The sequence below is a fragment of the Dorea formicigenerans genome, assembly GCF_025150245.1.
Classification (GTDB): domain Bacteria; phylum Bacillota; class Clostridia; order Lachnospirales; family Lachnospiraceae; genus Dorea; species Dorea formicigenerans.
This window is the reverse complement of record NZ_CP102279.1, coordinates 236,229-258,187: the sequence shown is the minus strand read 5'-3', so window position 1 is coordinate 258,187 and position 21,959 is coordinate 236,229. Positions and strand designations below refer to the sequence as shown.

The 21,959-nt window shown below is 40.8% G+C and carries 23 protein-coding genes, 1 pseudogene and 1 other annotated feature; of the genes and pseudogenes, 4 read left to right on the top strand and 20 right to left on the bottom strand.

The genetic code is table 11. From position 1 onward, the window contains the following. Window positions 1-2 precede the first annotated feature (2 nt). The 16 genes from rpoB to rpmG form a co-directional block, all read right to left on the bottom strand. A complete protein-coding gene (gene rpoB, locus NQ560_RS01385) occupies window positions 3-3,875 on the bottom strand; it encodes a DNA-directed RNA polymerase subunit beta (RefSeq protein ID WP_005330354.1) in 3,873 nt (1,290 codons plus the stop codon). Window positions 3,876-4,154: 279 nt separating this feature from the next. Then, entirely contained in the window at window positions 4,155-5,135 is a 981-nt protein-coding gene (locus NQ560_RS01380) for a LacI family DNA-binding transcriptional regulator (protein WP_040015220.1), read from the bottom strand. Window positions 5,136-5,154: 19 nt separating this feature from the next. Continuing rightward, window positions 5,155-5,283: a hypothetical protein gene (locus NQ560_RS15595; protein ID WP_005330351.1), complete on the bottom strand. Its 129-nt coding sequence runs from the start codon at window positions 5,281-5,283 to the stop codon at window positions 5,155-5,157. 21 nt (window positions 5,284-5,304) lie between these two features. Beyond that, on the bottom strand, window positions 5,305-5,445 hold the full coding sequence (locus NQ560_RS15590; protein ID WP_005330350.1) for a hypothetical protein: 141 nt from the start codon (window positions 5,443-5,445) through the stop codon (window positions 5,305-5,307). A 31-nt stretch (window positions 5,446-5,476) separates the two neighbouring features. Continuing rightward, complete coding sequence (gene rbsK, locus NQ560_RS01370; protein ID WP_005330347.1) at window positions 5,477-6,361, bottom strand: ribokinase; 885 nt, start codon at window positions 6,359-6,361, stop codon at window positions 5,477-5,479. Between the two features lie 195 nt (window positions 6,362-6,556). Next, window positions 6,557-7,531, bottom strand: a complete 975-nt coding sequence (locus tag NQ560_RS01365; protein WP_029732443.1) for a hypothetical protein — start codon at window positions 7,529-7,531, stop codon at window positions 6,557-6,559. A gap of 350 nt (window positions 7,532-7,881) precedes the next feature. Next, the gene (gene rplL, locus NQ560_RS01360; protein WP_005338550.1) at window positions 7,882-8,256 is read right to left on the bottom strand and encodes a 50S ribosomal protein L7/L12; all 375 of its coding nucleotides are present in this window, start codon (window positions 8,254-8,256) and stop codon (window positions 7,882-7,884) included. Window positions 8,257-8,345: 89 nt separating this feature from the next. After that, complete coding sequence (rplJ, locus tag NQ560_RS01355) at window positions 8,346-8,882, bottom strand: 50S ribosomal protein L10 (RefSeq protein WP_005332105.1); 537 nt, start codon at window positions 8,880-8,882, stop codon at window positions 8,346-8,348. A 45-nt stretch (window positions 8,883-8,927) separates the two neighbouring features. Continuing rightward, window positions 8,928-9,074 (bottom strand) — a sequence feature (ribosomal protein L10 leader region). 468 nt (window positions 9,075-9,542) lie between these two features. Beyond that, the gene (locus tag NQ560_RS01350) at window positions 9,543-10,706 is read right to left on the bottom strand and encodes an RNA-guided endonuclease InsQ/TnpB family protein (protein ID WP_005332103.1); all 1,164 of its coding nucleotides are present in this window, start codon (window positions 10,704-10,706) and stop codon (window positions 9,543-9,545) included. Further along, a complete protein-coding gene (locus tag NQ560_RS01345) occupies window positions 10,654-11,313 on the bottom strand; it encodes an IS607 family transposase (protein ID WP_040015389.1) in 660 nt (219 codons plus the stop codon). Before NQ560_RS01345 ends, NQ560_RS01350 begins: the two co-directional genes overlap by 53 nt. Before the next feature lie 312 nt (window positions 11,314-11,625). Continuing rightward, on the bottom strand, window positions 11,626-11,772 hold the full coding sequence (locus tag NQ560_RS01340) for a hypothetical protein (RefSeq protein ID WP_005332098.1): 147 nt from the start codon (window positions 11,770-11,772) through the stop codon (window positions 11,626-11,628). Window positions 11,773-11,882: 110 nt separating this feature from the next. Next, window positions 11,883-12,575: a 50S ribosomal protein L1 gene (gene rplA / locus NQ560_RS01335; protein ID WP_040015388.1), complete on the bottom strand. Its 693-nt coding sequence runs from the start codon at window positions 12,573-12,575 to the stop codon at window positions 11,883-11,885. A gap of 147 nt (window positions 12,576-12,722) precedes the next feature. Next, window positions 12,723-13,148: a 50S ribosomal protein L11 gene (gene rplK, locus NQ560_RS01330; protein ID WP_005338556.1), complete on the bottom strand. Its 426-nt coding sequence runs from the start codon at window positions 13,146-13,148 to the stop codon at window positions 12,723-12,725. Window positions 13,149-13,210: 62 nt separating this feature from the next. Further along, a complete protein-coding gene (gene nusG, locus NQ560_RS01325) occupies window positions 13,211-13,726 on the bottom strand; it encodes a transcription termination/antitermination protein NusG (RefSeq protein ID WP_005332091.1) in 516 nt (171 codons plus the stop codon). A 27-nt stretch (window positions 13,727-13,753) separates the two neighbouring features. Further along, the gene (gene secE, locus NQ560_RS01320; protein ID WP_005332090.1) at window positions 13,754-13,960 is read right to left on the bottom strand and encodes a preprotein translocase subunit SecE; all 207 of its coding nucleotides are present in this window, start codon (window positions 13,958-13,960) and stop codon (window positions 13,754-13,756) included. Between the two features lie 21 nt (window positions 13,961-13,981). Continuing rightward, a complete protein-coding gene (gene rpmG, locus NQ560_RS01315) occupies window positions 13,982-14,131 on the bottom strand; it encodes a 50S ribosomal protein L33 (protein ID WP_005332089.1) in 150 nt (49 codons plus the stop codon). A gap of 417 nt (window positions 14,132-14,548) precedes the next feature. Here rpmG and NQ560_RS01310 point away from each other — a divergent pair, with 417 nt between their 5' ends. Continuing rightward, on the top strand, window positions 14,549-14,830 hold the full coding sequence (locus NQ560_RS01310; RefSeq protein WP_040015387.1) for a type II toxin-antitoxin system RelB/DinJ family antitoxin: 282 nt from the start codon (window positions 14,549-14,551) through the stop codon (window positions 14,828-14,830). Between the two features lie 5 nt (window positions 14,831-14,835). Continuing rightward, window positions 14,836-15,015, top strand: a pseudogene (locus tag NQ560_RS01305) (type II toxin-antitoxin system YafQ family toxin); the annotation flags it as partial. A gap of 91 nt (window positions 15,016-15,106) precedes the next feature. Here NQ560_RS01305 and NQ560_RS01300 read toward each other — a convergent pair. From NQ560_RS01300 to NQ560_RS01285, 4 genes are all read right to left on the bottom strand, one after another. Beyond that, window positions 15,107-16,393 carry an aspartate aminotransferase type Ic gene (locus NQ560_RS01300; protein ID WP_005332081.1) on the bottom strand — a complete coding sequence of 429 codons (1,287 nt, stop codon included), beginning with the start codon at window positions 16,391-16,393 and terminating at the stop codon, window positions 15,107-15,109. Between the two features lie 391 nt (window positions 16,394-16,784). Then, window positions 16,785-18,290: a type 2 periplasmic-binding domain-containing protein gene (locus NQ560_RS01295; RefSeq protein WP_233420467.1), complete on the bottom strand. Its 1,506-nt coding sequence runs from the start codon at window positions 18,288-18,290 to the stop codon at window positions 16,785-16,787. Between the two features lie 20 nt (window positions 18,291-18,310). Next, window positions 18,311-18,805 carry a hypothetical protein gene (locus NQ560_RS01290; RefSeq protein ID WP_005332075.1) on the bottom strand — a complete coding sequence of 165 codons (495 nt, stop codon included), beginning with the start codon at window positions 18,803-18,805 and terminating at the stop codon, window positions 18,311-18,313. 3 nt (window positions 18,806-18,808) lie between these two features. Further along, a complete protein-coding gene (locus NQ560_RS01285; RefSeq protein WP_005332073.1) occupies window positions 18,809-20,194 on the bottom strand; it encodes a dicarboxylate/amino acid:cation symporter in 1,386 nt (461 codons plus the stop codon). 327 nt (window positions 20,195-20,521) lie between these two features. Between NQ560_RS01285 and NQ560_RS01280 the strand changes: the two genes are divergently transcribed. Both NQ560_RS01280 and NQ560_RS01275 read left to right on the top strand, forming a co-directional pair. Beyond that, window positions 20,522-21,112 (top strand): TlpA family protein disulfide reductase, encoded by a 591-nt coding sequence (locus NQ560_RS01280; protein ID WP_005332070.1) that lies wholly within the window; start codon window positions 20,522-20,524, stop codon window positions 21,110-21,112. A 183-nt stretch (window positions 21,113-21,295) separates the two neighbouring features. Further along, window positions 21,296-21,565 (top strand): glutaredoxin domain-containing protein, encoded by a 270-nt coding sequence (locus tag NQ560_RS01275; protein WP_040015385.1) that lies wholly within the window; start codon window positions 21,296-21,298, stop codon window positions 21,563-21,565. Window positions 21,566-21,959 lie beyond the last annotated feature (394 nt).

The following is a 21,959-nucleotide window of genomic DNA, read 5'->3' as shown; positions in this document are numbered from 1 at the left end:
TTCTATTCATCATCTGACATGTCATCATAGTCATCAAAACTATCGTCGCCATAATCTGAATCGTAATCGTCTTCGTCCTCTTCCAGTTCCTCATTTACAAGTTCCTCTCCCTGGAACTCCTGAGTTGTATAACCGTGTTTGCCGAAGTCTTCCTCATCACGACGATATTTTCCATCTCCTTCGATCAGTGAGCGGAAGCTGGTCTCTCCCATATCGGAAGTTTCCATAATCTCCACCTCTGTATTGTCATCACGAAGTACACGAACATCCAGTCCGAGAGACTGAAGCTCTTTCAGAAGTACTTTGAATGACTCCGGAATACCTGGTTCCGGAATGTTCTCGCCCTTGATGATCGCCTCGTATGTCTTCACACGACCGATTACATCGTCAGACTTCACAGTCAGGATCTCCTGCAATGTGTAAGATGCGCCATAAGCCTCAAGAGCCCATACCTCCATCTCTCCAAAACGCTGTCCACCAAACTGTGCTTTACCACCTAATGGCTGCTGTGTTACCAGTGAGTAAGGACCTGTTGAACGTGCATGGATCTTATCATCAACCAGGTGATGCAGTTTCAGATAATGCATGTGTCCGATTGTTACCGGGCTGTCAAAATACTCTCCTGTTCTTCCGTCACGAAGACGAACTTTACCATCTCGTGAAATCGGAACACCTTTCCAGAGTTTTCTGTGATCTCTGTTCTCATACAGATAATCCAGAACTTCCGGAAGCAGCTCTTCTTTATGTTTCTTTTCAAACTCTTCCCAGCTTAAGTTGACATAATCATTTGCCAGATCAAGAGTATCCATAATATCTATCTCGTTCGCACCATCAAATACAGGTGTAGAAATGTTGAATCCAAGTGCTTTTGCTGCCAGAGACAGGTGAATCTCAAGGACCTGTCCGATATTCATACGTGAAGGCACACCCAGCGGGTTCAACACGATATCCAGCGGACGGCCATTTGGCAGGAACGGCATATCTTCTACTGGAAGTACACGGGAAACGACACCCTTGTTACCATGACGTCCGGCCATCTTATCACCAACAGAGATTTTTCTCTTTTGAGCGATATAGATACGAACAGACTGGTTCACTCCCGGTGACATCTCGTCGCCGTTGCTTCTTGTAAATACCTTGGCATCTACTACGATACCGTACTCACCATGAGGTACTTTCAGAGATGTATCTCTGACCTCACGTGCTTTCTCACCGAAGATTGCACGAAGCAGTCTCTCCTCGGCTGTCAGCTCTGTCTCTCCCTTAGGAGTAACTTTACCAACAAGAATATCTCCGGCACGGACCTCAGCACCGACGCGGATAATTCCTCTGTCATCCAGATTCTTAAGCGCATCATCACCGACACCCGGGATATCACGAGTGATTTCCTCTGGTCCAAGCTTGGTGTCACGGGCTTCTGCCTCATATTCCTCAATATGGATAGATGTATATACATCATCCTGAACAAGTCTCTCACTTAAGAGAACCGCATCCTCGTAGTTGTAACCTTCCCAGGTCATGAATCCGATCAGCGGGTTCTTTCCTAATGCAAGCTCACCATTAGATGTAGACGGACCGTCAGCGATCACATCGCCTTTCTCCACTCTGTCACCCTTGAATACAATTGCTCTTTGATTGTAGCAGTTGCTCTGGTTGCTTCGAAGGAATTTTGTAAGTTTATATTTTTTCAGTTTTCCATCATCCTGGCGGATCTGGATTTCTGCTGATGTTGAACGCTCAACAACTCCTGCTTCCTCAGCGACTACACATACTCCTGAGTCAACAGCAGCTTTTTCTTCCATACCTGTTCCGACTACCGGTGCCTCTGTCATAAGAAGCGGTACTGCCTGACGCTGCATGTTGGATCCCATCAGCGCACGGTTAGCATCGTCATTCTGAAGGAATGGAATCAAAGCTGTAGCAACAGAGAATACCATCTTAGGAGATACGTCCATATAGTCAAATGCTTTTCTCTCATAAGCCTGAGTCTCTTCACGGTAACGACCGGATACGTTCTTATGAACAAAATGTCCTTCCTCATCCAGTGTCTCGTTGGCCTGTGCTACATGATAGTTATCCTCTTCATCCGCTGTCATATAAACAACTTCGTCTGTTACACGCGGATTCTCCGGATCGGAGTGGTCAATCTTACGATATGGAGCTTCAATAAATCCATACTCGTTAATTCTTGCATAACTTGCCAGTGAGTTAATCAGACCGATGTTAGGTCCCTCAGGCGTCTCGATAGGACACATTCTTCCATAGTGGGAATAATGTACATCTCGAACCTCGAATCCGGCACGGTCTCTTGAAAGACCACCAGGTCCTAAGGCAGACAGACGTCTCTTGTGAGTCAGCTCACCAAGCGGGTTGTTCTGATCCATGAACTGTGACAGCTGAGAAGATCCGAAGAATTCTTTTACCGCTGCAGTCACTGGCTTTATGTTGATCAGGGACTGTGGGGAAATTCCTTCCAGATCCTGAGTTGTCATTCTCTCTCTTACGACTCTTTCCATTCTGGACAGACCGATTCTGTACTGGTTCTGAAGAAGTTCTCCTACCGCACGGATACGTCTGTTACCCAAGTGGTCGATATCGTCATCATTACCCAGACCATACTCCAGATGCATATTGTAGTTAATAGAAGCCATGATATCTTCTTTTGTAATATGCTTCGGAATCAAATCATGGATATCTCTCTTGATAGCCGCTTTCAGCTCATCAATATCTCCTGCTGTTTCCTCAAGGAGATTTGCAAGTACCGGATAGTAAACAAGTTCTGTTACACCGACCTCTTCCGGATCAATGTCAACAACTTCCTTCAGATCTACCATCATATTAGAAAGAACTTTGACATTTCTCTCTTCTTCCGGTCTGTCAATCCATACATACGGAACAGCTCCGTTCTGGATCCGATCTGCAATTTCTCTTGTCACCTTTGTTCCAGCCTCAGCGATCACCTCGCCTGTAATCGGGCTTACTGCATCCTCCGCAAGAACATGTCCTGAAATACGGTTCTTGAGAAGAAGCTTTTTATTGAATTTATAACGTCCTACTTTCGCCAGATCATAACGTCTTGGGTCGAAGAACATACTTGTGATCAGACTTTCTGCACTGTCAACGGCAAGCGGCTCACCCGGACGGATCTTCTTATATAATTCAAGAAGTCCTTCCTGATAGTTTGTTGCAGCATCTTTCTCAAAACTTGCCATAATCTTCGGTTCTTCACCAAAGAGTTCAATGATCTCCGGATTTGTACCGATTCCAAGAGCACGAATAAGTACTGTGATCGGCACCTTTCTTGTTCTATCTACTCTAACATAAAAAACGTCATTGGAATCTGTCTCATACTCCAGCCATGCACCACGGTTCGGAATGACAGTAGAGGAATAAAGCTTTTTACCCAGCTTATCATGTGCAATTGCATAATAAATACCAGGGGAACGTACCAGCTGACTTACGATTACACGCTCCGCACCATTAATTACAAATGTACCAGTACGTGTCATCAGCGGCAGATCTCCCATAAAGATCTCATGCTCGTTAATCTCATCCGTCTCTTTATTATGAAGTCTTACTCTGACTTTCAGCGGTGCTGCATAAGTTGCATCACGATCTCTGCACTCATCAATGCTGTATTTCACATCATCTTCACACAGTGTGAAATCAACAAGCTCCAGGCTTAATTTACCGCTATAATCTGTAATTGGGGAAATATCTTCAAATACTTCCTTCAATCCTGACTTAAGGAACCAATCATAAGAATCCTTCTGCACTTCAATCAAGTTCGGCATCTGAAGAACTTCTTTTTGTCTGGAATAACTCATTCGTGAGCTTTTTCCGCTTTTCATGGGACGAATTCTGTTCTTTTCCATATTGACGTTTCACTCTCCTCTTATTTTTTTTGTGGTCCGCAAAATGCCCTGTTATCGCAAAAACGACGAAAAAGAGCTTTGTGACTCAGTTTTTCGTGCAATATCATGGCATAACTTTCCACAATAGCGCATTTTTTACTATAGCACAAAGCCCTTTTTATTGTCAAGAGCAAAATCATATTTTTCCATATTATTTTCAATTGTACACTATTTTCCCCCAAAATGCAAACCCTCAGTTTAAAAGTTTAAATAAAAGTTTAAGCAAATTTCAAATTTCTATTATTTTTTTGTTGTCTCCCGCTCGATAAGCTTCACGTCAAATACATTTTTCTTCTCGTAAGGTTCCCCATTCACAGCTTTGAGAATAATCTCTGCTGCCAGATGCCCCATCTCTTTAATCGGCTGATGTATAGTCGTCAGCTCCGGGATAAATAATTCGCCGAACCCGACATCATCGAATCCTACAAGCTGAACTTCCTGCGGTATTTTCTTTCCGTGTCTTGTGAACACCTTATATACAGACATTGCTACAATATCATTTCCCGCAACTACCCCGTCAACTTCCGGATACTTCTTAATGATCTCTTCTGCTGCCCGAAGTCCACTCTCATAATTATAACAACAGTCCACACTCTGTTCTTTGAGATTGTATTTTTTACACACATCCAGATAACCTTCGTATCGTCTGCGCCCGCTGGAATACCCGGTCGGTTCTTTCATACAGACAATATTCTTGCTGCCACATTTCACCAGATGCTCTGCTGCCAGACAACCGCCTTTGTAGTTGTCCGCCTCAATTAATGCATTTTCTTTAAATCCATCAAGCTTGCGGTCAACAAGGACGACCGGTATCGGACAGTCCGCCAACACTTTTCCTGTCTCTGCGCAGTTCGTCATCACAACGATTCCATCTGCCCGGAGCTGATTGAACATCTGAATGTTTACAGCCTCCTTCTCTTCGTCTCCACCCGAACTGCAAAGAAGAATCCGGTATCCGTTCTGATATGCCGTATCTTCCACCGCTTTCGCAAGCTCACTAAAAAACGGGTTTTCAATATCCGGCACGATCATCCCGATCATCTTCGATGACTTCTTATACAAAGCTCTCGCCAGTTCATTTGGTTGAAATCCTGTCTCCTTAATCGCTGCCTCTACGCGTTTTTTCTTCTCTTCATTTACATTTGCAGTTCCATTCATCACACGTGACACCGTTGCCGGAGATACTCCGGCAAGCTTTGCCACTTCTCTTATGCTAGTCAATGATCCGTTCCCCTTAGTCTTACTTTGTAATTAATTCTACCTCGACTGGGATCTCTTTGTCTACTGTTTCTCCATTTAAAATCTTCTGTGCAGTCTCGACTGCTGTCGCACCCATAAGGTCCGGTTTCTGTGCTACAGTAACTGCCATTTTTCCAGCTTTGACTGCTGCCTAGGCATCATCTGTCGCATCAAATCCGACTACGACAATCTTTCTGCTTCCGATTGCCTCTACAGCCCCAAGTGCCATCTCATCATTGTGCGCAAATACGCCCTGAATTCCAGAATCAGCCTGGACAGTGCTGACATACATCCTGAGATTGCATAAGTAATCAGTTTTGTATTTACTTCATTTCCTTTTCAACTTCTTCCGCTGTCGGCATTCCTGTCTGTGCACCGAATTTCTCCGTGGAAAGGCTTGCTGCTACATTCGCATAAGTAAGAGCACTCTTCATATCATCACCTGCTGCAATTCTTACAGAAAATGCCCCATTCAGTGTATCTCCTGCTCCTGTCGTATCCACCACATTTGCCTTTCTTGCAGGTACTGTCAGCACTTCTCCATTTTTCAGGCATGTAGACACTCCTCGGGATCCCTGTGTAATCACAAGCTTCTCCGGATACTTCTTCAAAAGATTTTCTGTACTCAACTCGTCTCCAAAGATCAGCACTGCTTCATGCTCATTTGGTGTCACGTATGTAACTTTGTCGATGATATCCATCGGCACTTCTGCTGCCGGTGCCGGATTCAGTACGACTGGAATATTTTTTTCGTAACAAAACTCTGCGATATAATGAACTGTCTCAAGCGGAATCTCATGCTGAAGAACTACCATGTCATATTTCACCAGTTCATCTTTGATTCCATCCACATAAGCCTTGTCAACTTTCCCATTTGCTCCCGGAACAACAATAATTGTATTGTCACTCTCACCAACTGTAATCATCGCAATTCCTGTCGGCACGCCTTCCAGAACCTGGATATGCTCTGTCTTTACGCCAACACGATTCAGATTATCCACCATTCTGCGTCCATTGTCATCATTACCAACACAGCCGAACATCTCGACTTCAGCACCAAGCTTTGCCATCGCAACTGCCTGATTCGCACCTTTTCCACCCGGGATATAACTCAAACTGTCGCCCATCAATGTCTCACCTTTAAGTGGAATTCTTTCTGCTGTTACAGTCATGTCTGTGTTAATACTTCCTACAACTGCCAGTTTCATAACTCTTTCTCTCCTTTTCTTGTCTTTTTATTTATTCATGTCTTTTTCTCTTCTGTTTGTGAAACGCATTTCTGAAACCCGTTTCATTTGTCTATATTATAGTAATAAAAAATACCGCCGTCAATTATATTTGGTAATTTTAGCGGTATTGCACAATTTTAGCAAAGTGTTTTTATGCAACTTGCATATTTTTTATTATTTTTCTTCTTGAGATGTTTTTATATACTCTTCTACTTCAGAATATATTGTTTCTGCTTCCTGATGTGACACATTTAATTCATCACTGATTTGATTGATAATCTGTTCTTTCTCTGCATGATACTTTTGAGCGGTCTTAACTATTCCAATCGCAATTCCATTTTCCCGACTTTCTTCTCGTTCCATCCTCATATGTTTTTCTTCATCATACTCAAATATGCTCACTCTTAACACCTCTGCTCTATTCTTCCTTAAAAACTCTGCAAGAATACCTTTTTTGATACATTCGTCAATTGCTTTTTCCACTGCTTCCGGGAATGGTATTTGCTGCTGATATTTGCGAACTGCATCCACAAATTTCACATATTGATATAATGTCGGACTTTTTTCTACCATTTCCTCATTATATCCAGGATTTATATTTATGAATCGGATCCTCAGTTCTAAATCCAATTCTTCAGATTTACTTTCATAAGCATCTGATAAACGCAAAACACTCTGTTCCGGCATCTTGTCTGTTCCATTATAGAATACTACAAATCTTGGTTCTGGTATCTTAATCAACTTCCGTCCATACAGATTATCCCCAAATACATACGCCATATAAACGCAAGCCACATATGCCAGATTCCGTAATGGCATGTTAGGATTCGGCGTTGATTGATGTTCATATAAAACCAGCTGTGTTCCCAATATAAATGACACATCATTCTTCATACCTAAATAAACTGCATTTTCCAACGTTGTTATAATCAGTTCGTCTGGATTGTCGTACGAAGTTCCATTCATAGCGTTGTAAACTTCCAGTGCTACTTTGGGTTCCTTCAGCAACATTCGGAACACCCGGTCTTTGTACTCGCGATTTGGATACCCAAATACTTGTGCCATTTTCTTAAAGGCTTTTTCCATATTTTGTGAGATTCTTCTGTTATCCGTTTTTCTGTCCCTTACTGCCTTCATACTTTTTGTCATTCAGTATCCTCCTTCTTCTGTGTTCGAAAGGACTCTCCTCCTGACTGTTTCTAAGTTTTCTAAGAATCCCTTCTGCTTGTTCATCGTGGTAATTCAAGCATTGAAAATTCCTAGAAAATATATTGAAAATAGAAATGGTACAAACCTTCAAGATCTTGGAAATATAATGCTTGAAAAGATTGTACCATAGTTGATATATCATGTCTAGATATTTTTTATAAATTAATATAGTCAGAATTGTAGCTAGACTTTGTATTTATAAATCTCCAGAAAAGCAAAAAAATTTCCCTGAATTGCACAAAAAAAGACCGCCCCTTTTGGAACGGTCTTTAAAATTCTGAAGTCTGAAATTATTTAAGGTTAACCTCTGCACCCTCAGCCTCAAGTTTAGCTTTGATGTCCTCAGCCTCTGCTTTGGAAGCACCCTCTTTAACTACCTTTGGAGCTCCGTCTACTAACTCTTTAGCTTCTTTCAGTCCAAGACCTGTGATCTCACGAACTGCTTTGATAACTTTAACTTTAGCTGCACCAGCGGATACAAGCTCTACGTCGAACTCATCTTTCTCCTCTGCTGCTCCACCCTCTGCTCCAGCTGCTGCTACTACAACACCTGCTGCTGCGGATACGCCAAATTCTTCTTCACAAGCTTTTACAAGATCATTTAACTCTAATACAGATAACTCTTTGATAGCATCGATAAATTCTGCTGTTGTTAACTTTGCCATTTTATTTTCCTCCATTTTTAACATTTTTATTATGAAATAGTTTTATGTCCGTCTCTGTGAGATCAGACAGGGGCGAGTATTATCTACTCTTACTCCTCTGTTGCAGCTTCTTCTGCTGCCGGAGCTGCTTCACAAGCCTCAGCTCCACCCTGCTCTGCGATCTGATTAAGTACACGAGCAAGATTTGTGATAGGTGACTGTAAGCTTCCAAGCAATTTGGAAATAAGTACGTCTCTTGATGGAATCTTAGCTAACTCGTTAAGAGCGTTCACATCATAAAGAGTGCCTTCTACAACACCTGCTTTTAACTCAAGAGCCTTAGCATCTTTTGCGAAATTGCAAATGACTCTTGCCGGAGCTGTTGCATCGTCTTTAGAAATTGCGATAGCGCTTGGTCCTTCCAAGTGCTCATCTAAAGCAGCGAAATCAGTTCCTTCAAAAGCTCTCTTCATCATTGTGTTCTTACAAACTTTGTAGATTACACCTGCTTCTCTGAGCTGTTTACGAAGAGCTGTGTCCTCAGCAACAGTCAGTCCACGGTAGTCAACTAATACAACACTTGCTGCATCTTTGATGTCCTCTGCAATAGCCTGTACTACTGGTTGTTTTAATTCAACTTTTGCCACGAATGGTGCACCTCCTTATTAGATTTTGGGTTATACACCGCCGATAGATATAAAATAAAACCTCTATATCCTAAGACAATAGAGGTTTGCAAATCATACATTTTGTATCGATCATCCCTCGGTAGGCGTCCTTGTATTCTGTCCTTATGTGCATCGCACACCTACTGTCTTCGGCAGTCCTTGAATAGATTATCATACACTCTTGCGTTTGTCAACTATTTTTTTCGTATTAAATATCCTTTTCCCGCAATTCACAGATTATCAATCTCCTCTTGCGCCATATTTTCAAATATGATATGTTAAAAATATGAAAAGGGAAACCGCAAGCGGCTACCCAATAATATAATTAACTGTTATTTTAACAGCCGTCAACTATTGGTAGTAGTTGGCGGCTATTTTCTTTTACCCTTGAAAATCTCATATCAAAGACCAACAAGGGCAACAATGAATATATAAAACTGAATCAAATCAGAATATGTAACCATTATATCGCCGTTACTGAAAACTTATAAAAAGTTATAAACTTTTATGTTTCATTCCTACTTCAACGAGTATGCTTTTGATGATATAAATATCTATCTACTCACAAGTTCTTGTACTCTCCATAGGCGTAAATTCCGGACTAACGTATCCGTACATATTTGCATTAACGTTTCAGTGTCAGCTTGCAAATCGTTCTCCATACCCCTTAAGATTTATTGATGCCTGGAAATCTCTGTCAATTATATTCCCACACGCACATCTATAAACCCTGTCAGATAATTTCAAATCTTTTTTGATATTTCCACAACAGCTGCAAAGCTTTGATGATGGATAAAACCGATCAGCCACAATAAGCTGGATCCCTTTATCACTGCATTTGTATTCAAGCTGTTTTCTAAACCAAAAAAATCCTTGTTCCTGAACTGCTTTGGATAAATGTCTATTTTTCATCATTCCGCTGACATTCAGATCTTCAATACAGATAAATCTTGGTTTTCGATTTACGATTTCAGATATGGTCTGATTCAAATAGTTTTTACGGATGTTTGTTAATCTGTGATTTCGTTTTAATAAAAGTTTTTCCTTTTTGATTACATTATTGGTTTTGCAGTAACTTTCTCCTTCCTTATTTTTCTCGTAAGAACGAGAGATACTACGCTGTAATCTGCGTTTCTGTTTTTCTAGTTTCTTTACTTTCTGACTCTTATTAATGTTCTTATATTCAACAGCATCAGAGCAGACAGCCAAATCTTTGATTCCTAAGTCTATACCAACTCCATCATCATTAAGTGTTTTTTTGCAATCAGGAAATTCCACACATACACTGATCCACCAGTTCAATCCGTCAAAGGATATTCTCGGATTCATATATTTAACATCTGTTGGAATACGTCCATGTTCTGCAAGTCTTACCCAATTCATTTTCTGCTTATTTGCTTTCCTGCTGGAAGAAAAGCCTTCAAACTTAACGTGGGTATTACTGAATTGTATCTTAACATTGTCCTGATAGAACTTCGGCATTAATCTCTTTTTAGACTTGAATCTTGGGAATTTTTGCAAACCCTTGAAAAAGTTCTTATACGCAGTACAGGCATCTTTGATTGCCTGTTTGGTTACATTATTTGAAATATTCAGCAGCCATGCGTATTCATCAGAATGCCTGAGCTTTGTAAATTCTTTTCTGAGTTCTGAATCTGAAATGAATTTGCCACCTTTTTCATAATTTTCTTTTTCCCTGGCCAAAGCCCAGTTATAAGCAAATCTTGAAGCACCTGCGTACTGAAACATCTTAGTTTTCTGTACGTTGTTTGGTAGCAGCATTACTTTTATGGCTTTTACCATCTGTTTCCTCCTGTATCAATTCCCGGATAAGTTTCTTAGCTTTGTTCGCTCGTTTTCCTTGTAATTTGCAGCTGAATACTGTGATTATTTGAACCAGATCTTCAACAAGTTCCTGCTGCTCAGATTTTTCAGTATTATCAATAATCTCAATCTCACAATTATAAAGTGAAGCGATATATTCTATCAACTCAAAACCAAATCGCAATAGCCTGTCTTTATATAAAACAACAACCTTTTCAACTTGATTTTGAGAGATTCGTCTAATCAATTCCTGAAGTCCTTTTTTCTTATAATTAATCCCAGAACCGATATCGCTTATTATCTCAAACGGCTGTCCTTTTGCCAAAAGATATGTCTTAACATTATCAATCTGTCGTTCCAAATCATCTTTTTGTTTATGGCTGAAAACGCGACAATATCCAATTGTAATGCGATTTTTAGGCTTTACATTTATTACCTGGTTGAGTTGCTCATCAGAATAATATCTATAGCCACTTACTGTAGTATGATGCGGATGAAGTTTTCCATTTGCATCCCAATTTCGTAATGTCTGAGCAGATACGCCTATAATTTTTGAAAATTCGTGTATAGAATAATATTTACTCAAAGTATCAACTCCTTTCAATAATGTTCTAGTCTAATATCTTATAAAACTCAATATCTACTTATATGATTTTATAATTTATCTTTAACTTTTAATGACCCTCCTTTCTTTCGGCCGGAGGGTGTCTTATCCCTCCTCAAAAGAAGGGTAGCCGCCTGGCTTTGGTTTCCCTAGATAAATTTTATCACGTGCAATATTCTTTTTCAATGTATTTTATTTTTAATGTATAGCAAAATGTAGAGCTATCTTTATCTCCGGCAGCCCCGCATTTTCTCTCAGTTTATCAAATATTATCGAAATTCATTATCTCATATATTACGATTCAAATGATGTAATTCGTCCACTCAGATAATATAATAGCGTCATTACATCTTCCAATGTAATTTTTCCATCATTTCTTGCAACATCACCGTTTGCAAGTGCACCTTCTGACAATTCATCTGTCGATACCTTTCCAGACATTACTTCTATTTTTGTGTCTATTTTTTTGGTTATTTTTTCACACCAAAAAAACTCCCCAGAAAGATTTCTCTTTCTGGGGAGTCCATATTTCTGTATGAATTCAGAAATGCTTATGCCAGCTTCATTGGGTTGATCTTTACACCAGGTCCCATTGTAGATGTAAGAGTTACAGTCTTAAGGTACTGTCCTTTTAATGCTGCCGGTTTAGCTTTATTGATTGCATCGATCAGCGTCTGGAAGTTGTCTGCAAGCTGCTCTTCGGTAAAGGAAGCTTTACCTACTGGTACATGGATAATGTTTGTCTTGTCGAGTCTGTACTCAATCTTACCAGCTTTGATATCCTGGATTGCTTTTGTAACGTCCATTGTTACTGTACCAGCCTTCGGGTTAGGCATGAGACCTTTAGGTCCAAGTACACGTCCGAGACGTCCAACAACACCCATCATATCTGGTGTAGCTACAACTACGTCGAATTCGAACCAGTTCTCGTTCTGGATCTTTGGAATGAGCTCGTCTCCGCCTACGAAATCTGCTCCAGCAGCTTTAGCTTCCTCAGCTTTAGCGTCTTTAGCAAATACAAGGATACGAACCTTTTTACCTGTTCCGTGTGGCAGTACAACTGCTCCACGAATCTGCTGGTCAGCGTGACGTCCGTCACAACCTGTTCTGATATGAGCCTCGATTGTCTCATCAAATTTTGCTACTGCAGTTTTTTTAACCAATGCTACTGCGTCTGCTACATCATAGAGTGTTCCTCTGTCGATAGCTTTTGCAGCCTCAACGTATTTCTTTCCTCTTTTCATTATAAATAACCTCCTAGTGGTAATGTCGGGATAACCCTCCCACATCCATTTACTTCAGTTTCATCATTATCAAGGAAATTCTTTTCGTCAGGTTCGTCCGCGCGCACACCGCGCTTGGCCTCGCCCGTCTTAAAGAACAACCAGGGACTAGTCTACTACAGTTACTCCCATAGAACGGCATGTTCCAGCGATCATGCTGGCAGCTGCCTCTACAGTTGCTGCGTTCAGGTCTGGCATCTTTGTCTTAGCGATCTCCTCTACCTGAGCTTTTGTGATTGTAGCAACTTTATTCTTATTCGGAACACCAGATCCTGATTTGATGTTGCATGCTTTCTTGATCAGAACTGCTGCCGGTGGTGTCTTTGTGATGAAGCTAAAGCTTCTATCGTTGTAAACTGTGATAACTACAGGGATGATCATATCTCCCTGATCTGCTGTCTTAGCGTTGAACTGCTTTGTGAATTCAACGATGTTTACACCGTGCTGTCCAAGAGCTGGTCCAACCGGTGGTGCCGGAGTTGCTTTGCCGGCAGGAATCTGTAATTTAATATAACCTTCTACTTTTTTTGCCATTTCAATTACCTCCTTGTGGTAATGGCGGAACCATACGGCCCCTCCCACGTTTCGTATTTACGTTACACTCGTTTAATTTCTGCGAAACTAATTTCAACCGGTGTTTCGCGACCGAACAGCTCAACATTGATCGTTACACTCTGCTTCTGCGCGTTCATAGCCTGGATCACTCCGACTGTATCTGCCCACGCACCGGCAACAACCTGTACGGTGTCACCGACTTCAAAGTCTACTACGATGTTGTCCTGCTGAATTCCAAGTGGTGCCATCTCTGCATCTGTAAGCGGTACCGGCTTAGATCCCGGACCTACAAATCCTGTCACACCTCTTGTGTTACGCACAACATACCAGGTATCATCATTCATAATCATATGAATCAATACATATCCCGGAAACATCTTCTTCTGAGATACCTTCTGCACTCCGTTCTTAAGTTCAACAACGTCCTGCAACGGAACTCTGACTTCAAGGATCTGATCCTCCAGATGTCTGTTCTCAACCGACTTATCAATGTTGGCTTTTACTTTGTTCTCATACCCGGAATAGGTATGAACTACGTACCATTTTGCTTCTGACATAAACTCACCTTTCCTGCTCGTTAGTGTCTAGCCCAGATTGACCAGAATGTCAATTCCGTGCTGAGCCAGGAAATCAACTAATGCGATGATTGCTCCCAGCACTACGGATACGGAAACTACTGCCGCCGTCTCTTTTACAAGTGTCTGCTTGTCTGGCCAAATGATTTTCTTAAACTCTGCGTTAAGACCTTTGAACCAGTTCTTCTTCTGAGTCTTTTGAGATTTCTCACTCATGACGTACACACTCCTTTACGACTATTTTGTCTCCTTGTGCAATGTGTGTGACTTACAGAACTTACAGTACTTCTTAGTCTCCATGCGCTCAGGATGAGTTTTCTTATCCTTAGTCATGTTGTAGTTACGCTGCTTGCATTCTGTACATTCTAATGTGATTCTTGTACGCACAACTTCCACCTCGCTTTATATTTCTTTGTTAATTTGTTGCTTGGTAGCTTGCGAGGCTACCTAATTTTTAGGCATAAAAAAAAGACCTACTTCCATTCGCTAGGATAGTATACCATACCAGAGAATAAAATGCAAGGATTTTTTTCAGATTACGCCAAGTCAAGTCCCACCAATATGCATTAGCTTTCTTCCATTATATAGGAATCCTTTTATAACTTGAATATCCTATTTTTTATTTACGAACCCTTTTATAACTTGAATATCCTATTTTTTATTTACGAACCAGACTTTCAAATCGCCTCTCACGAATTTCATTTACCCTCATTCATTATTTAGAACCGAATATTTTCGTGCATTGTATTGATATTTTCGTGCATTTTGCATATAATATATTTATCAAATGAAAGGAGTGATATCATGGCTAAATCATCAACCTGTAATATCAGTATACGCATGGACAGCAATCTTAAAGCTGCGGCAGAAGCTCTTTATGAAGAACTTGGTATGAATCTGAGCACTGCGTTTAATATTTTTGTACGTCAGTCTTTACGTGAAAGAGGGATTCCTTTCAAAATTACCGAAGGAACTCCAAGCAAAGAAACCGTCTCGGCTATGCTTGAGGCAGAAAGGATTGCAAAAGATCCTACTGTCAAAGGTTATCACGATGTAGATGAATTTTTTGCAAATCTTGATTCATGACAAAGTTAGCGAATGGCGAAGTCTTAGCCCCTAAGCACAAAGATCACCCTCTATCTGGCGACTGGGTTGGACATCGAGAATATCATATCCAACCAGACTGGCTTCTTGTTTATCGCTATGATAATGATGTCCTTGTGCTTACACTGTCACGCACCGGTACTCATAGTGATTTATTCAGCTTATAATTTTCTACCTCCATTTTTCACAGTATAATGCATGTTTGTATTAAAAAACCCTGCAAGATTATTCCAATCTTACAGGGATTTTTGTTTCTTCTTATTTTGCTCCAAGCAGTTTCTCTACACTGACAAGTTTTACACTGAGTACGAAGATTTCTGCTGCCTGTGCAAGTTCCTCAACTGTCGGGAAGGACGGTGCAATACGGATATTGCTGTCTTTTGGATCCTTTCCGTATGGGAATGTTGCTCCGGCACCTGTCATGATCAGACCAGCTTCTTTTGCTTTTGCCACAATTGCCTTTGCGCAGCCATCCATTGAATCGAAAGAAATAAAATATCCGCCGAGTGGCTTTGTCCATGTTCCGATTCCAAGTCCGCCAATTTCTTTCTCCAGAACATCTTCAACCTTTTCGAATTTCGGGCGAAGGATAGCAGCATGTTTTCTCATATGCTCATACATTCCCGGCATATCTTTAAAGAATCTTACATGACGGAGCTGGTTGAGCTTGTCATGTCCGATTGTCTGGAACTTCATAAAGCTCTTCGCATCTTCGATATTCGCTCTGGATGCAGCAAGTGCTGCAATTCCGGATCCAGGGAAAGAAACCTTGGATGTGGAAATAAATTTGAATACCATATCCGGATTGCCTGCTTTGACACATTCATTTAACAGTTCAAGAATAACGTCTCTCTTGTCATCATAAAGATGATGGATTGAATATGCATTATCCCAGAAGATACGGAAGTCTTTTGCTGCCGGTTTCAAGTGTGCAAATCTTCTGACTGTCTCATCAGAGTAAGATACACCTGTCGGGTTAGAATACTTCGGCACACACCAGATTCCTTTGATTGCAGGATCTTCTGCCACCAATTTCTCTACCATATCCATATCCGGACCTGTCGGAAGAAGCGGTACATTGATCATTTCAATTCCAAAATACTCTGTAATCGCAAAATGTCTGTCGTATCCCGGAACCGGACATAAGAATTTTACTTTATCTAATTTGCACCATGGTGTGCTTCCCATGATACCATGAGTCATAGCTCTTGATACTGTATCGAACATTACATTCAGGCTGGAGTTTCCGTAGATCAGAATATTTCTCTCTGGTACTTCTGACATATCTGCCAGTAATTTTCTTGCCTCTGTAATTCCATCCAGAACACCGTAGTTACGGCAGTCTACTCCATCAGAGCTTACCAGGTCACTGTCCCCATTCAGCACGTCCATCAGACCATTACTCAGATCCAACTGTGCTTTTGACGGTTTACCACGGGACATATCCAAATGTATTCCTTTTGCTTTCACTTCTTCGAATTGTTTCTCTAACTGGCCTTTTAACTTTTTCAGCTCTTCTTTCGTCAACTTGCTATACGGTTTCATACGGCATTCCTCCTGCTTTTTATGTTATCTTTTTCGCTATATGCTATTTTACCAAAATTTGAAGAAATTACAACATAAACTTGCATTTTCTACTAATTTTATAAAGAAAATGCTTATTTTTTCGTCTCTATATGCATTTCTCCGATATCATTCCGTCATTTACTGCATTCTCGCACTGAGCGTGGCCGCTTACGGCATAATTCTTATTCGCGCGAGTGCGCATCCTGCTGGAGTTTTTTTGTATAATAGGAAATGTAAGTTCCTATTATATAATAAGAAGACAGCCATCCTGCGCCTCAACGCAAAACGACTGTCTTCTTAATTTATATCCATTCTTATTATAGGTGTACTCTCAAATCCTCATCTTTAAAACAGACACATTTGCAATATTTTACTCTGCTGCCTCTTCTCCGGCATAAGCTGCAAATACAGACTCGATACTGCTATCGCAGGATTTCTGATTAGCCTCTTTACCAATGTAGAATCTTTTCTCTGAATCCTGCGTATATGTCAGCTCAGCCCATGCTTTGATCGGTGCTGTAAATCCGTCAGCGTCCTTAGCATCTTTGTTGAATGCGAACAGGAATGGCTCCTGGATCAGTGCTGTACCGTCAGACATAGAATGTGCAACTTCAAGGTTTGTAAGTGCACCCTTTACAAGGTCTGTGTACATCAGGTTCACGATTGCATTTTCATCAAGAATATTCATAGACTGCTTGTATCCCCAACGTCCTGTTGTCACATCTCCGTCCACCTGCGGATCATAAAGATATACGCGGACGTTATTCTTTACTGCATAGTCATTCACTCTTGAGATAACAGCACGTGTTTTCTCATCTCCGGCGCCACCGATCATAACCATTGCATTTCCGTCTTCATTCAGAAGCCATTTCAGCTGTCTGTATGTTACCGGATATACATTGATCTGCTGGTCTGCTGAGAAGATTTCGCTTCCATAGCTGTTAAATACATCGCGCAAGTGATCTGTTTTTGAATATGTAGAAAGTTCAATATTGTTATTTTTGATAAAATCGAACATCTCTTTTACACTTGCATCATACTCATCCGTAATATAATCACGGATCTGGTTACCATTCTCATCAAGAACCGGATTTCCGTCATCATCGAATCTCTTTGTGTAGATTCCCTTTGAATCACGCTCAACCATTTTCTCAAATGCATACATAATTGGGCATGAAGTGCTTCCGTTTCCGGAGTTGCTGTAATCTACTTTGTTATCCTTGTTGTATACAAATACGATTGGCTGCTGAAGTCTTCCAACCGTAACCTCTTTGCCATCTGCATTTGTATAAGAAAGTGCTGTTGCATGTGTAGATGGATACTCTACCCAGTCATCTAAGTTTGTCAGATATCTGGAAACCATCTCACCATACATATAGTTCAGCTTTGTTCCAGGTGTTGTCTTCTCATTAGACATACGAACGAATAAAGATCCGTCATCACCATTGTTGATGTTAAAGTCATAAGAGTATACTGTATCAATACCGTACTCTTTTGCATATTTGTTGATAAACGGGCTCATTGCTCGGCTGTTGTGGCACCATGATCCGCTAAGCTGAATCATGTAGTTTCCTTCACTGCCAAGAATGTCGATAAGTTGATCGTACGTAATATCCTGGAATACGATATCTTTGTCTTCAAATGTATCGATTCCGTCCTGACGATCTTCGTCAGCTCTTGAATGTGCATTAAAATCTCCATATGCATATTCTTTTTCAAAATCATAATCTGTAGAAGAAAGGTCTGTCTGGCTCTCAAGCTTATCAGCCTTGTCAGCTTTGTTTTCTGTTGTTGTCTGGCTGCTTCCACATCCTGTTATCATTCCGACTGTCATTACCGCAGCAAGAACAGCCGAGATCATTTTTCTTTTCATCATTAAATCTCCTCTCTGTCTTCCTAGCACATCGGAACGGATACTTCTTCATCAGATCCGCCTGATCCGCCTGTTGAAGTATATTCTTTTTCCAGTTCTGTGAGGTCTGCGTAGTTTGGTACCATACTTGTCTGGTCAGCACTCAGATAGCTGTCTACGACTTCGCGTGCCTCTGTTACAAATTTCTTAATATCATCAGAAGTATATCCTTCCGGTACTTTTCTTGCATCTGCAACACTGGCAGCTTTGATTGCCAGACGTGCATACTCAATTTTAGCAGCATCGAAATTTTTCATATCTTCTTTATTCACTTTTTCCTGCAGGTCCAGGTTTTTGTCGAGTGCATTGTAGTACTCCACTGCACGGTCGATCTTAGCCTTGCAATCTTCGGAGTAAGTAACCTCTCCAATTTCTTCAATAGCTTCGTTCGTTCTTGTAACAGAAGCTTTTGCTGAGAATGCTGAGAGGCCAAGACATACAACTGCAGCTACGATTAATGCGATGGTTGATTTTTTCATGATTTACGCCTCTCCTTTCTCTAATTTCTCGTCCTCTTTTGCAAATACTTCGTCATTCAGAAGTCCGTTCTGACGAGCTACAACTGCTGCACATACGCTGGCATCTGTAACATTTGTAAGAGTACGTACCATGTCTGTAATGTTGTTGATCGGAATCAAAAGTACAACTGCTGCGATCGGCAGATTCACTGCGCTGAACAGAGATACTGCTGTGATAACTCCAACTCCCGGCATTCCGGCGCTTCCAAGGGAAAGTACCAGACACATAAAGCACATAACAAGGTACTGGCTTACTCCCCAGCTCTGTCCTGTTGCGTTAAGGTAGAACATTGCAAGAAGAATCGGCCATACACATGTACATCCTGCCATACCGATTGTTGTTCCAAGAGGCGCTGTAAAGTTTGCGACCTCCTCATCAACACCAACTTTACGGATCAGTCTGTCGATTGTGATCGGCATTGTTCCAACACTACTTGTTGTTGTAAATGCTGTTGCCTGTGCGTCAAATGTTTTCTTAAAGAACTTCAGTGGATTAACCTTGGCAAATGATTTCAAGATTACCGCATTGACAACATATGACTGGATAAGACATGCAGCAAACACCATCACAACAAGAAGTACGAGCTGTACCAGCGCCTCTTTGTCGCTTAAGAGCTGACTTGCAGAACATGCTGTCAGGCAAAGCACTGCGTATGGTGTAAGATCAATTACATATGCAAGAATGTTGAAAATGACCTTCTTAACTGCCTCGATCAGTTTCTTGATCACAAGGACTTTATCTTCTCCCTCTTCTGAAGAAATGCTTACATAAGCAACTGCAACTGCAACCGCAATAATAATGATTGCTACGATATTATCTGCTGCAAGATCTGCTGCGATATTGCTTGGAACCAGATTCAGAAGAATGGTATCAAAAGATGTTTCCATCTCCTGATAAGCGCTCAGTGTAGCGTCTGTGACACTGGAAATGTCTGCAAACACTGCTCCTGCTCCTTTACCAATATTAGTCACTGCCCCAACAACAAGTGTGACAACAATGGCTGTTACAGATGTTATAAGAAGCCAGAATACTGATTTCGTTCCGATTTTTTTCATCTTCTCTTTATCGTTCAGAGAAATCAGTCCTGAAATAACCGATACTAAAATTACCGGTGCTACCAAAGCTTTGATCAGTTTTACATAAGCCTGTCCAATTAAATTCAGCCACACAAGGTATGTGTTCCCCTCTGAAGCAAATACTACCCCAATGACAGCACCAATGACCATACTGATCAGAATTACAACTGTCCAGTTCACTCTGTACGCGATCCAGTTCAATGCTTTAAAAGAAAGCAGAGCGATCATAAGTACAAGAAGAGCTATCCAGTTTACACTTAAAAGTGCATCCATTTTGAAAAACCTCCTTTTTCTTCTCCTTTAGATTAGAAATACTTATAGTTACTGATAAGGAATTCTATTTCCTTATAAAAATGTATGTCCCCGCCTTCCATCTGTCATATTGTTTCAGGCAGTCACACACAAATCCCAAATAATCATACATCTGATGTTCTTCATTTGTCCAATAAAGATTTTTGATAAAAGCGTCTCTATATATTCTTTTTTTCAATAAAGCTTTCCCTTTGTATGTCTTGTATATTTCGGTGAAAATGTTGTATACTTCATTTGTACGAAACTACAATATATTTTCAGCAAAATCACAGGAGGCAGACACGAAACATGTTTAAATTTTTCAAAAAAATTTATAAACCACTGTTCTGTTTTTGTCTGTGTTTTTTCTCTGTCTTTGTCCTGATTGGCTGCTCAGGCGGTCAGTCCAATGATACATCTTCCGGAAAGAAAAGTGGGAAACGAAGTTCTGCTCTTCACCAAGAGATGGCAATTGGAAGTGAAGCACCGGATTTTACCGCCAAGTTGAATAACGGCGAAACTTTTACCCTCTCCGATAAGAAAGGACAGGTCATTCTTTTGAACTTCTGGGCAACCTGGTGCAGCAACTGCGTCAAGGAAATGCCCGCCATCGAGAAGCTTTATGAAGAGTATGGTGACCAGATTGTAATTGTCGGAGTAAATGTAGGCGAAGATGAAGATACTATTGATACATTTATCGAGGCAAAGAATTATTCATTTCCGGTTGCCTGCGACACCGAAAGCAATATCAGTAATCTTTATCCGAGTGCCGGTATCCCTTATACAGTTATAGTAGGAAAAGACGGACTTGTTACCGAGACATTTCTCGGAGCAAAAGATGCAGACAGCCAGTACACGAAGCTGCGCCGTGCTTTACAGGAAGCTTACGAAGCAAACTAATTCACGCCAGACTCCAGATTCACAAGCGATTTAGATAGTCTGGCGCAAGTCCGATGAATCTAAAGCCAGTTTAAACACACATGAATTCAGACCGCACAAAGTAAGCAGTACACTTAGCACTTTATTATTTTGCAAACCCGTATAGCAGACAGGAAAAAATTTTTTAAAAGAAAGGAGTTACACATGAAAGTTGTAATGTATGGAACAAAAGCATGCCCAGACTGCGTCGAGGCAGAAGAAATTTTAAAAGAGAAAGGAATCCAGTATCTGTATATGGAATTTTCCGACAATATCGGATATCTGAAACGTTTCCTCACACTCCGCGACACAAACCCGATCTTTGATGAAGTAAAGGAAAACCACTGGGTCGGCGTTCCTTGCTTCCAGTTCCAGGACGGAAGCCTGTCACTGGACATCGACGAAGTCGTAAAACGGGCAGAGGAAGAAGCTTAAATCAAGTCGAACTGCTGATTACTTCGTTTTCTGCACTGATATCATCAATTTTAGATACGAAAAAAGCGTGCCTGGCGACAGCACGCTTTTACAAAATGTATCAATGTCAATATCGATGTGAGGTCGATAGTAACACCTGTATTTATGCAGGAGAATTCTCCTGTTCTCAAAATAGTGGCAATATGATACTGCCTGTGTGACCACTATTAAGCCTACCTCAGATAAGATTTTAACATGCTTTTGTTCCTCTCATTCTCTCAGCAAAATTTGTGTATTTGAGTCTGTACACTCAAAACATTTTTAACTCCGGGAATAGTGTAACGTGCAGTCTGCCATTTGTCCAATTGATTATTTAAATAGTAATCTCTTTATATATTTTTATTGTCAATAAATC

Coding starts and splice junctions, on each gene's coding strand:
- NQ560_RS01365 (WP_029732443.1), bottom strand. CDS start 7,531: ATGACAAAAAGTATGAAGGCAGTAAGGGACAGAAAAACGGATAACAGA.
- NQ560_RS01340 (WP_005332098.1), bottom strand. CDS start 11,772: ATGTCTGGAAAGGTATCGACAGATGAATTGTCAGAAGGTGCACTTGCA.
- NQ560_RS15595 (WP_005330351.1), bottom strand. CDS start 5,283: ATGGCAGTTACTGTAGCACAGAAACCGGACCTTATGGGTGCGACAGCA.
- NQ560_RS01300 (WP_005332081.1), bottom strand. CDS start 16,393: ATGAAACCGTATAGCAAGTTGACGAAAGAAGAGCTGAAAAAGTTAAAA.
- nusG (WP_005332091.1), bottom strand. CDS start 13,726: ATGTCAGAAGCAAAATGGTACGTAGTTCATACCTATTCCGGGTATGAG.
- NQ560_RS01295 (WP_233420467.1), bottom strand. CDS start 18,290: ATGATGAAAAGAAAAATGATCTCGGCTGTTCTTGCTGCGGTAATGACA.
- NQ560_RS01290 (WP_005332075.1), bottom strand. CDS start 18,805: ATGAAAAAATCAACCATCGCATTAATCGTAGCTGCAGTTGTATGTCTT.
- secE (WP_005332090.1), bottom strand. CDS start 13,960: ATGAGTGAGAAATCTCAAAAGACTCAGAAGAAGAACTGGTTCAAAGGT.
- rplK (WP_005338556.1), bottom strand. CDS start 13,148: ATGGCAAAAAAAGTAGAAGGTTATATTAAATTACAGATTCCTGCCGGC.
- rpoB (WP_005330354.1), bottom strand. CDS start 3,875: ATGGAAAAGAACAGAATTCGTCCCATGAAAAGCGGAAAAAGCTCACGA.
- NQ560_RS01275 (WP_040015385.1), top strand. CDS start 21,296: ATGAAAGTTGTAATGTATGGAACAAAAGCATGCCCAGACTGCGTCGAG.
- NQ560_RS01285 (WP_005332073.1), bottom strand. CDS start 20,194: ATGGATGCACTTTTAAGTGTAAACTGGATAGCTCTTCTTGTACTTATG.
- NQ560_RS01280 (WP_005332070.1), top strand. CDS start 20,522: ATGTTTAAATTTTTCAAAAAAATTTATAAACCACTGTTCTGTTTTTGT.
- rplA (WP_040015388.1), bottom strand. CDS start 12,575: ATGAAAAGAGGAAAGAAATACGTTGAGGCTGCAAAAGCTATCGACAGA.
- rbsK (WP_005330347.1), bottom strand. CDS start 6,361: ATGAAACTGGCAGTTGTAGGAAGTATTAACACAGACATGACTGTAACA.
- NQ560_RS01310 (WP_040015387.1), top strand. CDS start 14,549: ATGGCTAAATCATCAACCTGTAATATCAGTATACGCATGGACAGCAAT.
- rplL (WP_005338550.1), bottom strand. CDS start 8,256: ATGGCAAAGTTAACAACAGCAGAATTTATCGATGCTATCAAAGAGTTA.
- NQ560_RS15590 (WP_005330350.1), bottom strand. CDS start 5,445: ATGTATGTCAGCACTGTCCAGGCTGATTCTGGAATTCAGGGCGTATTT.
- NQ560_RS01350 (WP_005332103.1), bottom strand. CDS start 10,706: ATGGTAAAAGCCATAAAAGTAATGCTGCTACCAAACAACGTACAGAAA.